This is a genomic window from Streptomyces sp. NPDC018833, from assembly GCF_044390825.1.
Taxonomy (GTDB): Bacteria; Actinomycetota; Actinomycetes; order Streptomycetales; family Streptomycetaceae; genus Streptomyces.
In genome coordinates this window covers 327258-341269 of record NZ_JBIRZM010000002.1, presented here as the reverse complement: position 1 = coordinate 341269, position 14012 = coordinate 327258, and the positions used below count along the sequence as shown (strand labels likewise).

The 14012-nt window shown below is 70.2% G+C and carries 11 protein-coding genes; 6 read left to right on the top strand and 5 right to left on the bottom strand.

What is annotated here, in order from left to right:
- The first annotated feature begins 267 nt into the window (after positions 1 to 267).
- Positions 268 to 567: a DUF6506 family protein gene (locus tag ACH5AF_RS05460; protein ID WP_398900111.1), complete on the top strand. Its 300-nt coding sequence runs from the start codon at positions 268 to 270 to the stop codon at positions 565 to 567.
- An 85-nt stretch (positions 568 to 652) separates the two neighbouring features.
- Here the strand turns inward: ACH5AF_RS05460 and ACH5AF_RS05455 are convergent, their stop codons facing one another.
- Both ACH5AF_RS05455 and ACH5AF_RS05450 read right to left on the bottom strand, forming a co-directional pair.
- Positions 653 to 1933 (bottom strand): hypothetical protein, encoded by a 1281-nt coding sequence (locus tag ACH5AF_RS05455; RefSeq protein ID WP_398900110.1) that lies wholly within the window; start codon positions 1931 to 1933, stop codon positions 653 to 655.
- A gap of 158 nt (positions 1934 to 2091) precedes the next feature.
- On the bottom strand, positions 2092 to 3144 hold the full coding sequence (locus tag ACH5AF_RS05450; RefSeq protein WP_398900109.1) for an enoyl-CoA hydratase/isomerase family protein: 1053 nt from the start codon (positions 3142 to 3144) through the stop codon (positions 2092 to 2094).
- Positions 3145 to 3325: 181 nt separating this feature from the next.
- Between ACH5AF_RS05450 and ACH5AF_RS05445 the strand changes: the two genes are divergently transcribed.
- Positions 3326 to 4507 carry a serine hydrolase domain-containing protein gene (locus ACH5AF_RS05445; protein WP_398900107.1) on the top strand — a complete coding sequence of 394 codons (1182 nt, stop codon included), beginning with the start codon at positions 3326 to 3328 and terminating at the stop codon, positions 4505 to 4507.
- Between the two features lie 93 nt (positions 4508 to 4600).
- A complete protein-coding gene (locus tag ACH5AF_RS05440) occupies positions 4601 to 5812 on the top strand; it encodes an acyl-CoA dehydrogenase family protein (RefSeq protein WP_398900106.1) in 1212 nt (403 codons plus the stop codon).
- 207 nt (positions 5813 to 6019) lie between these two features.
- On the opposite strand, the gene ACH5AF_RS05435 is transcribed toward ACH5AF_RS05440, so the two are convergent.
- The 3 genes from ACH5AF_RS05435 to ACH5AF_RS05425 form a co-directional block, all read right to left on the bottom strand.
- Positions 6020 to 7636, bottom strand: coding sequence for an ADP-ribosyltransferase domain-containing protein (locus tag ACH5AF_RS05435; protein ID WP_398900105.1), 1617 nt, complete (start codon positions 7634 to 7636; stop codon positions 6020 to 6022).
- Between the two features lie 645 nt (positions 7637 to 8281).
- Positions 8282 to 8962 (bottom strand): macro domain-containing protein, encoded by a 681-nt coding sequence (locus tag ACH5AF_RS05430; protein ID WP_398900103.1) that lies wholly within the window; start codon positions 8960 to 8962, stop codon positions 8282 to 8284.
- Positions 8963 to 9310: 348 nt separating this feature from the next.
- The gene (locus ACH5AF_RS05425; RefSeq protein ID WP_398900102.1) at positions 9311 to 10006 is read right to left on the bottom strand and encodes an NADPH-dependent F420 reductase; all 696 of its coding nucleotides are present in this window, start codon (positions 10004 to 10006) and stop codon (positions 9311 to 9313) included.
- Between the two features lie 64 nt (positions 10007 to 10070).
- Here ACH5AF_RS05425 and ACH5AF_RS05420 point away from each other — a divergent pair, with 64 nt between their 5' ends.
- The 3 genes from ACH5AF_RS05420 to ACH5AF_RS05410 all read left to right on the top strand — a co-directional run bounded on the left by ACH5AF_RS05420 (position 10071) and on the right by ACH5AF_RS05410 (position 14009).
- A complete protein-coding gene (locus ACH5AF_RS05420) occupies positions 10071 to 10505 on the top strand; it encodes a winged helix-turn-helix transcriptional regulator (RefSeq protein ID WP_398900101.1) in 435 nt (144 codons plus the stop codon).
- Between the two features lie 313 nt (positions 10506 to 10818).
- Entirely contained in the window at positions 10819 to 11763 is a 945-nt protein-coding gene (locus ACH5AF_RS05415) for an oxygenase MpaB family protein (RefSeq protein ID WP_398900100.1), read from the top strand.
- Positions 11745 to 14009 (top strand): tetratricopeptide repeat protein, encoded by a 2265-nt coding sequence (locus ACH5AF_RS05410; RefSeq protein ID WP_398900098.1) that lies wholly within the window; start codon positions 11745 to 11747, stop codon positions 14007 to 14009. The genes ACH5AF_RS05415 and ACH5AF_RS05410 overlap by 19 nt, the downstream gene beginning before the upstream one ends.
- The last annotated feature ends 3 nt before the right edge of the window (positions 14010 to 14012 follow it).

The following is a 14012-nucleotide window of genomic DNA, read 5'->3' as shown; positions in this document are numbered from 1 at the left end:
CTCATCGCCACCCGCGAGCCCAGCGGCCGTGCGCCCTCCGAGAGGGACTGGCTGTACCACCGGCAACTGACCCACCGTCACGGCAACATCGTTGCCTTACCAGGGCTTGTCCGACGGGTCATGCGAGTGTGGTCCGCGTTGTTGTGCTCGGACGGTGCGGGATCGGGAGTGCGGCGCGGATCACTCACGAATCATCTCCGTTCCAGGCCATTCCAGCCCTGGCTCTGCTTGGCTGGTGGCTCTGACGATCACAGGAGGTCGATACGCATGGCGCTCACGCACTGGGGATTCATCTACACGGCGGACGGCAGCGCGGCAGGTGGCGATGTCAGCGTCGTGGACACGGGTACGTGCCGCAGTGTGTTCGTCGGGGTGGAGAAGCCCGAGGAGAGCATCGAGGCCGCGCGCCGCCTGGTGGGCGAGGGCGTGCAACTGATTGAACTGTGCGGGGGGTTCGGACCAGTATGGGCCGGGCGTGTCATCGAGGCGATCGACGGCGCGGTCCCCGTGGGCGCGGTTGGCTATGGGCCCGAAGCGGTCGACCAGGTACACGCGATTTTCTCTTGACGTGTGCTGACACCTTCACTACCAGGGGGCAGCCCGGGCCCCTCGCACGTCAGCCCGCCCCGGGAGCGGCTCAGGGCTCTGTTGTTCAGTGCCGTTGGAGCGACTTGACTGCCACGTGCTCCGGCTGTTGGTAGGTGCCGATGTACGGCACATGATCAGTGCGCCTCTCCGGACGCAGCAGCGGGCGCCATTGCATCGGCGCGTACAGGGAGTCCATCGATCCCGATGCTCCGTCCACTCGCTGCGCCCGCTGTACTGACGGTTGTGCCGAGCCATAGGGCTCCCTGGGACGGTGAGGGAGCCGGAGCTCGAGCAGCCGGGCGAGGCGGAGGCGTTCTCCCGGAGAGGCCCAGGCCTGACGGCGGTCGAGGAACTGGACGGTGGCGGTGCCGAAGTCGGCCCTTGTTTGCCGGGTGCGGGTGATGGCGCCGAGGTAGAAGTCCAGGTTCGCGTTTCCCGGCGTTCTGGTGGGATCGGTCGCGGTCCGGCCAACCGGGGTGATCCCGAGTTGCAGGGCGGCGAGGCTGGGTAGCGTGATGGCTGCGCCGGGCAGCACGTTGCCTGTTGAGTGGGTCAGTCGCTGACGGCCGCGGGCGTCCCGTGTGTTCAGCAGCGCCATCAGCCTTGTGTTCAGTCTTCGGGCCAATTCCGTTCGGCTGGTTGCCAGCCGTGGCAGCTGGAGAAGCAACTGCCCGTAATAGGCGATGTTCAGGGCCTCGTTGATGGCTTCTTCGTTGTCGTTGTTCGCGTCGGCCCGGTGGAGGGTCTCGTGCGAGAAGACGTCCCCCAGCAGCCGGAAGTCCTCGTAGCGGTACCGCTGGTTGAACACGATGAATGGCCGTGGGTCAGTGGGCGGCCCGGACAGGACCATGGCAATCGCCTCCGGACGCGGCGTGATGCCGAAGACGACGCGCGAGAAGATACCTTGGCGGATCGCTCGGATGCTGCCCTGCCCGGGGCTGCCCGTCAGCGAGGCGAGGGCGGCGCGCAGGCCGGCGTCCGGCACCACGGCGGTGATCTGCGGGCTGCGGAAGACAGCCAGCCCTTCTTCGAGCGCGTGGCGGCCGCGAGGCCTGAGCGTCACCGTGAGCTGCTCGGTCAGCTCCCGGACGCTGATCTCGCGGGGCGGCGCGGGCTCCATCAAAGGGCCATCAGGGTAGGCCCCCGTGCTCAGCAGACTGAGATCGGTGGGCGGAAAGGGCGGCCGTGTCAGCAGCCGCACTGCCTCACGGTCCGGGGTTGTCTGAGCAGTGAGGGCGCCGCTGTCGGCCGCCACGGGGGCGTCTGCCGCCACGGATGCGGGCAGCAGCGTCACGGCGGCCAGCGCGAGGGCGGCGGCACGGTGACGGATGGGGAGTGCGGTCATACGGTGTGCCTATCCAGCCCCGATGGGCATTCGGTAGTACCGCGCCGCCCCGCAACGGGTCATTCATCCGCCTGGCTGATCCCGGTCGGCAGACGGCATCGGCGCACCGGATGAGTGCTCGCGGCCCCATCGGCCGGAGCTCGGTGGATTCAGGCCCGTCAGCCGACGAGTCCCAGACCGGGCACACCGGGCGGGGCGAAGTGACGCTCCACCTCCGAGCGCGTCACCTCGGCCAGGTGCGCCGGGGACCAGCGCGGACGGCGGTCCTTGTCGATGACCTGCGCCCGGATCCCCTCGATCAGGTCGGGCGAGGACAGGGCCGCGCACGAGACGCGGAACTCCTGCTCCAGCACGGGCTCCAGTGCGCCCAGCACCCGCGCCCTGCGGATCGACTCGACCGTCACCTTCACCGACCGCGGGGAGCGCGCGAGGATCGTCTCGGCGGTCTGCTTCGCCTCGCTCTTGCCGCACGCGAGCAGCCGTTCGACGATGTCCTCCACCGAGTCCGCGGCATAGCAGTGGTCGATCCATCCGCGTGCGTCAGCGAGCCGACCCTCCGGCGCGGGCTCCGCGCAGCGCCGTACCGCAGCGGTCACGCCCTCGGACGCGACGGCTGCGGCGAACTCCGCGAGCCGGGCGGACGGGACGAAGTGGTCGGCGAGCCCGAGGAGCAGTGCGTCGCCCGCGCCGACGGCCTCGCCGGTGACGGCCAGATGCGTGCCCAGTTCACCCGGCGCCCGTCCCAGCAGATGCGTGCCGCCCACGTCCGGGACGAAACCGATGCCGGTCTCCGGCATCGCGATCCTGGAGCGCTCGGTGACGACGCGGACACTGCCGTGGGCGGACAGCCCGACGCCGCCGCCCATGACGATGCCGTCCATGAGCGCCACGTACGGCTTGGGGAAGCGGGCGATACGGGCGTTGAGCCGGTACTCGTCGCGCCAGAAGCCGATGGAGGCCCGGACGCCGGTGCGCGCGTCGTCGTGGATGGCGCGGATGTCACCGCCCGCGCACAGCCCCCGTTCGCCGACCCCCGAGAGGACCACGGCCTCGATGGAGTCGTCCCGCTCCCAGGCGGCGAGTGCGGCGTCGATCGTGCGGACCATGGGGTGGGTCAAGGCGTTGATCGCGCGCGGGCGGTTGAGCGTGATGTACGCGGCGCGGCCCTCGGGGCGCAGCAGTACAGGGTCGTCGTGCCGGTCGAGGGCCATCTCGTCGTCCTTCCGGGGGAGGTGTCTGCGGGCGCCGCGCGGGATCTTCCGGCGCCATCCTCGCTCACCCGCCGGCCAACCCTCACGCGCCCCCTTCCCCTTCCATCCGACCGGTCGGTACGTTGCTTCGGGACCGGGCGCGGCGGCATGCCCGGACAGAACTCAGGCGACGGAGGTTCCCATGGCGGTTGGCAGCCACGAAGATGCACCACTGCGGATCGACGGCCACTGCGACGAGCGGTTCGCGGCCGTGCGCGACGCCTTCGAGGAGAACTTCCGCGAACGCGGCGAACTCGGCGCCGCCGTGAGCGTGCTGGTCGGCGGCGAGAGCGTCGTCGACCTCTGGGGCGGCTGGTCCGATCCGGCCCGCACCAGGCCCTGGGAGCGCGACACCCTGGTCAACGTGTGGTCCACGACCAAGGGCGCGACGGCGCTGTGCGCGCATCTGCTCGTCGACCGGGGGCAGCTCGACCTGGACGCGCCCGTGGCGGCGTACTGGCCGGAGTTCGCCGCGGCGGGCAAGGAGAAGGTGCTCGTACGCCACCTCCTGTCGCACCGGGCCGGGCTCGCCGGTCTGCGCGAGCCGCACTCCCTCGACGAGCTGTACGACTGGGAGCTGACCTGCGCGCGGCTGGCCGCTGCCGAGCCCTGGTGGGAGCCCGGTACCCGTTCCGGCTACCACGCGCTGACCTTCGGCCATCTGGTCGGCGAGGTCGTCCGGCGGATCACGGGCAGGCTGCCGGGGGACTTCCTGCGCGAGGAGGTCACCGGGCCGCTCGGGATCGACTTCACCGTCGGACTGCCGGCGGACGAGGCCGTGCGCGTCGCCGAACTGGAGCATCCGCCGGCCGGGCTCACCGGTGAACAGAAGGCCGTCTTCCAGCAGATGGCGCCGGTCGCGCTCGCGGCCATGCTCAACCCGGTGGTCGGCGCCGCCGGGGCCAACACACCGCAATGGCGCGCCGCCCATGTCCCCGCGGCCAACGGGCACGCGACCGCCCGCGCCGTCGCCGCGCTGTACGGAATCTTCGCCGGAAGGGGGATGCTCGGCGGCCGGCGGGTGCTGAGCGCCGAGGCCGCGGAACGGGTGCGCGAGGGGCAGGGCAGCTGCCGCGACCTGGTGCTCGGCACCGGATTCGCGCACGACACCGAGGTCGGCCTCGGCCTGTGGCTGAGCGGCGAGAACGGCTCGTACGGACCCAACCCCCGGGCGTTCGGCCACGACGGCTTCGGCGGCTCGTGCGGACTCGCCGACCCGGAGGCGGACCTCAGCCTGGGCTATGTGATGAACCGCATGGGCCCGCGCATCGCAGACGACCCCCGCAAGATGGCGCTCGTGGAGGCGGTGTACCACTCGCTGTAGATGGAGACGGCACGGCTCTTCCGGATTACTGCAACGCGTTCTACTGTGTGCGCCGCTGCGCAAGGGACGGACCGCGAGACTCCTGGAGGGGCCGTGCACCTTCGATACACGCCGGAGCAGCAGCAGCTGCGAGCCGAACTGCGCACCTACTTCGCCGAGCTGGTCCCCGACCACGCCTACAGCCTCCCCCATGGCCCCAAGGGCATGGGAGGTGCCCCCACCGCCGAACCGGCCGCGCGCAAGCGCTTCTACCGCGAGACGATCCGCCGTCTCGGCACGGATGGCTGGCTCGGTGTGGGCTGGCCGAGGGAATACGGCGGCCGCGGGCTGAGCCCGATGGAGCAGTTCATCTTCTTCGACGAGGCAGCCCAGGCGGGCGTCCCGCTGCCGCTGATGGCCCTGAACACCGTGGGCCCGACGATCATGCAGTTCGGCAGCGACGAGCAGAAGGCCCGCTTCCTGCCTGGGATCCTGTCCGGCGAGATCGATTTCGCCATCGGCTACAGCGAACCCGACGCGGGCACCGACCTCGCCTCGCTCAGGACCCGTGCGGTGCGCGAGGGCGACGAGTACGTCATCAACGGGCAGAAGATCTGGACGACCAACGGCGACACCGCGGACTGGATCTGGCTCGCCGTACGCACCGACCCCGAGGCCCCGCCCCACAAGGGCATCACCATGCTCCTCGTACCGACCTCGGACCCCGGCTACTCCTGGACTCTGATCAACACCCTCGCCTCCCATGACACCACGGCCGGCTACTACGAGAACGTCCGCGTCCCCGTCTCCCACCGCGTCGGCGAGGAGAACAAGGGCTGGCGGCTGATCACCAACCAGCTCAACCACGAACGCGTCACCCTCGCCGCCCACGGCACCATGGCCATCCGTGCCCTGCACGACGTCCAGCGCTGGGCCGCCGACACCAAGCTCGCCGACGGCCGCCGCGTCATCGACCTCGGCTGGGTCCGCGGCCGGCTCGCCCGCACCCACACTCGTCTCGACGCCATGAAGCTCCTCAACTGGCAGATGGTGAACGCCCTCCACAACGGCACCCTCACCCCGCAGGACGCCTCCGCCGTCAAGGTCTACGGCTCCGAGGCCCGCCGCGACGCCTACGCCTGGCTGATGGAGGTCGTGGGAGCGGCGGGCCCCCTCAAGGAGGGCTCCGCCGGATCCGTCCTCCACGGCGAACTCGAACGCGGCTACCGCTCCGCCGTCATCTTCACCTTCGGCGGCGGCAACAACGAGATCCAGCGCGAGATCATCTCCTGGATCGGCCTGGGCATGCCGCGCGTCCGCCGCTGACACGCGTCGCCCGGCCTGCATCAATGTGTCGTTCAGTTCGGTACCACTACTCCAGCCAGTGATCAGGCGGTGGCCGCAGGTCCCACAGCGTGGACCCGGCCCGTTGGCAGGAGGTGTCCGAGGCTCTGATGGCCCGGATCGCGGGCAGGTTCACCCCCCTCGAACCCCGCTGCCGGCCTCCACGCCCGTCGTGTCGCCGGCGCTTGCTCAGGACACGAGGGTCTGCTCTTCGAGTTCGGTCAGTTTCACGGTGCACAAGCCGCCGCGCTGGGCCTGTACGTCCGTCACCTTGAGCTGCGTGCCGGGCGGGAGGATGAATTCCTCCTCGTCGGTGAACGCGGAGAAACTGCGGATGCCCACCGCCCGGACGGGGGCCACCTCGAAGAGCGTCCGCTTGCCGCGGCCACCGAGGAATGCCCGTGCCACGCTGAGCTTGGACGTGCACGAGGACACGCCCCACCAGGTCACCGTTCGACCGAGTGGATACTGCGCACGCAGGTCCAGCGATACTCCCCGCCACAACGGCTCCGTGCGGGCGGGTAGCCGTGACACCGCCGAGAACAGCAACCGCAGATACGGGAGATAGGGAACGACTCTGGCCCGGTCCGGGGCGCGAAGGACGGCGTTGATCTCCCGGTAGAACGCGGACTCGCAGGTGTAGAGGTACAGGGCGGCAATCGCGTCGGCGGACAGGCCGCCGGCCGCTTCGTCCGCCCTCCTCTTGCCGAATTCGTGCGACAGCTTGACGTGCCGGTCAAGACTGGACAGCAGCTTGACGACTGGGCTGACGGCGTTGTGGAAGTCCATGAGCGGGGTGTCGAACACACCGGTGATCGCGGGGAGGACGAGCCCCTCGTCTTTGACGCTGGCGAGCCGTTCGAGGTACAGCTGGTGCAGTTCCATGGTGGACGCGATGAACGCGCCCATGCGTTCGGCGATGTCGCGGTTGGTCCCGTCGGCCTCCGCCGCGACCTCGTTCCATCCCTTGCTCGGAAGCCAGTCGACCTCATCGGCGCCCAGCGATGCGAGGGCCGCGTTCACCATGGCGAAATGGTCGCCTTCGCAGAAGATGTCGCCCTGCGCCGCGGGATTGGGATGGTCGATATGCCGGACTTCGACCTCGGGGTACTTCTTCTGGAGTTGGAGGACGACCTTCTTCAGGTTGCGGGCATGAGCCCCCCACCACGCGAAGACGACGCCACGGTCCTCCTCGTCGGCGTTCTGCTTGGCCCTGAGGATCTCTTCGACGATCCGCTCGGCGACCGGACGCCAGAATGCAGTGTGCCGGTCGGTTCCCGTCGTTCCGTCACTGCTGGCGGTGAGTGCGGCGTTCAGCAGCAGTACACCCTGCGTGAGCATCGCCTGGAACCACTCCGGTGGTTGGACGGTGTCCTGCTCCTTCAGAAGTGCACGAATATCGGCAATGGGCGTCTTCTTGGGAATGCCGTACTTCCACATCGCCGCTGCCTTGATGATGCAGCGGATGCTGACGACCCTGCCGAACTGGCTGTCCTTCCAGTCGTGGAAGGTGTTGTCGAACATGGCTATGCCGGTGGCGCTTTCCGGCCGTGGGTACGGGTTCTGACCGAAGACAACGACCTTCCACTTGTGCGGCGGGTTGGGCTTGAGTGCCTGGAAGGTGAGCTCGCGTACAGGGACGACCTCCGGGCTGCGGCCAGAGCCGATGAACGTGGCTGCGTCAGGCTGCGCTTCGATGACCGGCTTCAGCAACGGAAGCCACGGTTCACCGCCGCCTTTGAAGAGTTCGGCGAGGCCCAGTGGGTCATTGGTGTCGGGCTTGGCCGGGGTGTTGGCATCACTCATTGTGGAGGGACTCCAAATTGTCGAACCGTGCTGATGGGGCATGGTGAGCAGGGTGGTTGACGTACGTGCGCAGGCCCTGATCAGGGCGAAGAGCACCCCAAACGCCATGCATGTGGACCGGCGGACCCTCGTCGGCAGCGTCGGCCTTCAAGGCCTGACCCGCGGAGAACTGGCGGCAGGCCTGCCAGGGCCTGTTCTCCTGTGCGACGATTCCTGCCCGGAGGTGGAATGCCGTACGTGATGTCGGGCCGCTCGCAGCCTTGAGCCTGGCTGTAACGGTGAGTGGGACAGCCGAGCTGCTCGCCGGTTGGATCCATCCCTGGGAGCGAGCCGCCGTCCTGTGGCCTGTATCTCATGGGCTCGGTCAAGTCTTCACAGGATGCGGCTTGGCTGCTTCGTAGGGATTTTGGCCTTCTTTCCGACAGGGCACGTGTTGATGTCGCTCCTCGTAGTGGGCGCCTGCCTGTTCCTCACCGGAAGCGTCCTGCTGGGAGTGTCTCGATCCCCGGGCCGCTAGCACCCTTTGTGACCGGAGCCAAAGGAATCCGAAAGACACGTTGCGGCACGTCCCCCGCAGCCCCACCCGCCCTGTGCCGCACTCGTCATCGACCGACAGTGGCATGAGATCGGCGGAGAACGTCTCAATCAGCGACGGGAGGTGGGCCGCTTCGGCGGAGCGATGCGCACCCGCCCTTCGTCGGGCGCGTTCTCGATGTCGTCGAGTTGCGCAATTACCGTGCTGCGCAGGTCGTCGTAGTCCTCGAAGCAGTAGTCGTTGAACAGCGTGTAGCCGGTCCACATCAGGTTGGCGCACACTCGTGCGGGCACCCGGCCGGTTCGAGCGCCCATGCCGACCAGCGCCACCGACTCAATGCTGCCTGGCGTGTCGTTGTTCTGCCGGTGGATCGCCTGGAACGCGGCGGCGCACGCCAGGGCCACATTCAGCGTCTCACGCACGTTCTGGGAGGACTTCTCCATCGTCGGCGTCGATATCAGGAACTTCGGGTTGATCGCCCCCGACGGAACACACACCGCGCTTCCCACCGGGAGGCTTCCCGCGAACCGGTCGCGGATCGCCCGCTGCACACGCAGTTGGATGCCCGCTCCGAGGTGCCGCTTGATGACCGCGTCGACCCCGCCGTCCATCCGGCCCCGGGAGTTGGTCGGGTTGACCCAGGCATCGACATCCTCATCGAGGATCGAGCCTTTGCGGATCTCGATCCCGGGGGTGTCGGCGAACGCCGCCCGCCACGCCTCCACCACTTCCGTGTTGATGTCGGTCAGTACCACCCTAAGCGGCGACTGCACGCGGTCCACGGTCATCATCCACTCCAATCGAGAGACGGCCTTCCACCGCTCACGACGCTACCGTGCCCCACTGACAACACCCGTCGCAGCAGCAGTTAATGACGTATCGTCACAACTGCAAGCATGCTGACCCGGTGCTCCTGCGGGCAGGTCCGCTGTTCGGGCAGGAACAGGTGGGTGTGAACGGGGTGACGTTGCCGGTGCCGACCGGCGAACGTAGTCGCGAGGAGGACGATCGCATGCCGGATGAATGCTGGGCCCCGGACCCCAGGCGATGCCCGTCGGCGGGATGCCGACGGGCCCCGCGACCCAGACGACCCTGATCAGGAGGGGTGCCCGGCGAAGCACGGCCTCCGAGAGAGGCAGTCACTGGTCGTCGACCGCGCCGGGGGCCAGGGCAGGGGCAGGGAATGCGTGGCGGGCCTCGCCGCCGGACCACCACACCCCGACGGCGAAGACCGTCGTCGCCTCCAGCAGTGCCGCACGGTTCAGACCGCCGCACGGCAGCGGAGTACAGCCCATCGACGTGATCAGCTCCCTCGTCAGAGCGGCGGCTGAAGGGGCGTCCGCGCAGAAAGGCACGGCCAGCGGTGCACCCTCGAAGGCCGGTTGTGGCAGGGTCCAGATGCTCTCGTGGCAGATGCCGAACGCCTTGACGACACGGGCCTGAGGTGCGGCAGCCGCGATGCGCTTGGCGGTCGAGTCCGTACCCCCGGCAGTGGAGGAGACCGGTCCGTCACCGGAGGGCACCATCGGCACCGTGCAGTCGAGGACGGCCCGTCCGGCGAGATCCGGGGCCAGTTCCTTGGCCAACTGCGGCGCGGCCTCAGCGGATACGGCGAGCAGTACGGCTTGACCGTACTGCGCCGCCTCGGTGAGGCCGCCGTGCGCGGCGGCCCCGATGCGGGTGGCCGTACTGGCGGTGGAAGCGGCGTTCCGGCCGCCGACCATGACCTCGTGTCCGGCCCGCACCCAGGCCCCGCCCAGCGCCGCCGCCATTGCGCCTGTACCGAGTATGCCGATGCGCATCGTCCTGCTTCCGTTCGCGTCGTGGAATGTCATGCGGTGGACGCTAGGCGAGCCGACGCACACCGGCTGGTAGGCATCGGCCAGGCAGGATGTGCACATGGGACAGGTGGATCTGGACGAGCGCGAGATGGGTGGGGATCCGTTCGCTGCGGACTGCCGGGCCCGGATGGCCTTCGAGGTGATCGCCAACCGCTGGGACAGCGTGGTCGTCTACGTCCTCGGCGAGAACGGCCCGATGCGGCCCCATGCGCTGCTGGCCCGGATCGGCGGGATCAGCCCGAAGGTGCTCAACGAGGCGCTGCGGCGGCTGGAGCACAACGGCCTGGTGCAACGCCACCGTTATGCAGAGGCGCCGCCCCGTGTCGACTACGCCCTCACCCAGGCCGGCACCGCCCTGCTCACCCCGATCCGCGCTCTGGGCGCCTGGGCGGCGGCCTACGGGGACGATGTGCTGGCGGCGCAGGAACGCTTCGATCGGCGCCGGGGCAGTTCCGATGGTTCCGCGGAGGGTGACCCATTCCGCGGACGGTGACCCATCGGACAGGCCCTGGTAGGGCTTTGTCAGATGGTGCTTCATAGCTGCCAGGCGGTGGATCGTCGCCAGGCGGGGCAGGCGGGGCAGGCGGGGCAGGCGGGGCAGGCGGGGCAGGTCCAGGTGGCCAGGAGGCCCGCCATGCCGGCCCGGGCCCAGGGCGTCGAAGGGCCGGGTGGAGGACGTGACGAACACGGCGCGACGGTGAGCGACCATGGACGACCGGGGGAATGCCCTTGTCCCCGACCGGGCACAACCACAGCAGCGGCCGACGACGCGGCGCCGAGCACCGGAGCGATTCGAGGAGTCGGACATGGCAGACGCCCGCCCGGTGGGCGCAGCGGACCCGGGCCTGTTCGGACCCGACTCGGTCACCTGGAACATCCACTGCGACCCGATGATGTGGATCGCGGGCGTACGTGCGCTCTACCTCCAGGCACTCCACCCGCGCGCCGTCCGCGGTGTCATGCAGAACTCCGACTTCCGGCAGGACACCTGGGGCCGGCTGATGCGCACGGCGAACTTCGTCGGCACCATCACCTACGGGACCACCGACGCCGCCGAGAAGGCCGGTGCCCGCGTCCGCCGCATCCACTCGCTCCTGAAGGCGAGCGACCCCGACACCGGAGACCGCTACGGCGTCGACGAGCCGGAGTTGCTGCTGTGGGTGCACTGCGCCGAGGTCGGCTCCTACCTGGACGTGGCCCGCCGCTCAGGGCTGCCCCTCGACGACGGGCATGCCGACCGCTACCTCCACGAGCAGCGCGAAGCCGCCCGGCTGGTGGGACTCGACCGCGCCCGCGTACCGGCCGGCACCCCGGAGCTCGCCGCGTACTTCGACCGGGTGCGGCCGGAGCTCGCCGCCGGGCCCGAGGCGCGCGAGGTCGACGACTTCCTGCGGCGGCCCCCGATCAGCCCGTGGCTCGTCCCCGCCCGCGCACTGCTGTGGCAGCTCGTGGCACGGCTCGCCTACGACGCCCTGCCACCCTTCGCCCATGAGCTGTACGGCAGACCGGCGCCCGCGCCCGACCGGGTCACCCACCGGCTCGTCGCCACCGGCAGTCTCCTGCGCTGCGTCCCGTCCCGGCTGCGGTGGCGCCTCCCGCCCGGTCACATGGTGAACGCGATGGCACGACTCGGGCCCGGCTCGCGCCCCACCCCGTACAAACTCCGCAGACAGGCCGCCATACTGGACGGGCCGGGGAGGGCGCAGGACAGCGACGGGGGCGACAGCACGAGATGGCGGAAACCAGGCTGATCCACGGCCGGTACCGACTGCTCGATCTCATCGGGCGCGGCGGCATGGGCGAGGTGTGGCGGGCCCGCGACGAATCGCTCGGGCGCCAGGTCGCGGTCAAGTGCCTCAAGCCCATGGGCGTCCACCACGACAAGTCCTTCTCCGCGGTCCTCAGAGAGCGCTTCCGGCGTGAGGCCAGGGTCGCCGCCGCGCTCCAGCACCGGGGCGTGACCGTCGTCCACGACTTCGGCGAAGACGATGGCGTCCTCTACCTCGTGATGGAGCTCCTTCAGGGCCGCAACCTCAGCCAGCTGATGGAGGACAACAAGCAGCAGCCGCTGCCCGTAGACGACGTCGTCGACATCGCCGGCCAGATCGCCGCCGCCCTCGCGTACACCCATGACCAGGGCATCGTGCACCGCGACCTCAAGCCCGCCAACATCATGCGGCTGGCCGACGGCGCCGTGAAGATCTGTGACTTCGGCATAGCGCGCCTGGGCGAGGACATCGGCTTCACCGCCAAGCTCACCGGCACCGGCATCGCCATGGGCACCCCGCACTACATGTCGCCGGAGCAGATCGGCGACGGCGCCGTCGACCACCGCAGCGATCTGTACTCGCTCGGCTGCGTCCTGTACGAACTCGCCACCGGTGCCCCGCCCTTCGACCTGGAGGACACCTGGGCGATCCTCGTCGGCCACCGGGACACCGCGCCGACACCGCTGCGGGAGGTGCGGGAGGAGATCCCCGGCTTCCTGGAGCGGATCGTGCTCGACCTGCTCGCCAAGACGCCCGATGAGCGGCCTCGCGACGCGGACGACCTGCGCCGCCGCATCGAGGCCGCCGCCCGTCCGGGTGGCGCAGGCCACGCCGCCGTCCCCGCGCAGCGCGCACCGCAGGCCTCCGGCGGCGGCGAGCCCCCCCTGCCCGACTGGACACGGGGCATGACGACCGGTCACAAAGCGGTCGACACCACGGCCGTCCGGCCGTCCCTGCCCGACCACACGGCCGCGCTGACCGGCGCGTGGACCAATCCTCCCGCGATCGACCGCGTCCCCGCGCAGGCGGGACCGCCCTCGGTCTCGGTCCACGGCGGGAGCGGGGAACGCACCACCCCGCGGCCCGAGCTCCTGGCCGTCCTCGCCAGCCGTCACAGCGCGGGCCTCTCCCTGGGCCGGCTCGGCCGCTGGGCCGAAGCGGGCGACGTGCACCACGCGGTCGCCGCGGAGCGGTCGGCGCTGCTCGGCCCCGACCACCCCGACACGCTCTCCAGCCGGTACGAGGTCGCCTTCACCTTCAGCAGGACCGGCCGGGTGGCCGAGGCCCTGAGTGAGTTCACGCACGTAAGCGGGGGCCGGGAGCGCGCACTGGGCCCCGACCACCCCGACACGCTCGCGGCGCGCCAGGAGGTCGCGTACGTGCTGGGCCGGCTCGGCCGCCACACGGAGGCGCACCAGGTGTACGAGACGGTGCTCGCCGCCCGCGCCCGCACCATGGGCCCCGACCATCCCGACACGCTGCGCTGTCGTCACAACCTGGCGTTCAACCTCAGCCGCCTCGGACGGATCGAGGAGTCGTACCGCGTGGCCGACGACGTGGCGGCCGCGCGCGCCCGCGTCCTCGGCGCCGGCCACCCCGACACACTCGTCACCCGCTACGAGGTCGCCCACGCGCTCGGCCGCCTCGGCCGCTGGGCCGAGGCGCTCCACACCTACCGGGACGTCGCCGCCGCCCGCGCCGTCGCGCTGGGCCCCGACCACCCGGACACGCTCGCCGCACGCTACGAGGTCGGCATCAGCCTCGGGCGGCTCGGGCGCAGTGCCGAGGCCCTGGACCTCTTCCGGGGTCTCGTCGACGACCGCACCCGCGCGCACGGACCCGCCGACCCCGAGACACTGCGCGCCCGGCACACCCTCGGCGTCAATCTGGGCCGCCTCGCCCGCTGGCCGGAGGCGCTGGCAGAGGCCCGTGAGGTGTGCGCGCTGCGGGAGCGGGTGCTGGGCCCGGACCACCCCGACACACTCGTCAGCCGCCGCGAAGTGGCCGTCGCCCTGGGCTGGCTCGGCCGCTGGCACGATGCGAACACGATCTACCGGCACGTTGCCGAGGCACGGGAGCGGGTCCTCGGCCCCGACCACCCGGACGCGCTGGCGAGCCGCAACGACGAGGCGCACTGCCTGGAACAGCTCGGCCGCCGGGCCGAGGCGGTGGAGCTGTACCGCCGGGTCGCGGCGCTCCGGGAGCAGAGCGGTGCGCCCGAGCACTGACCT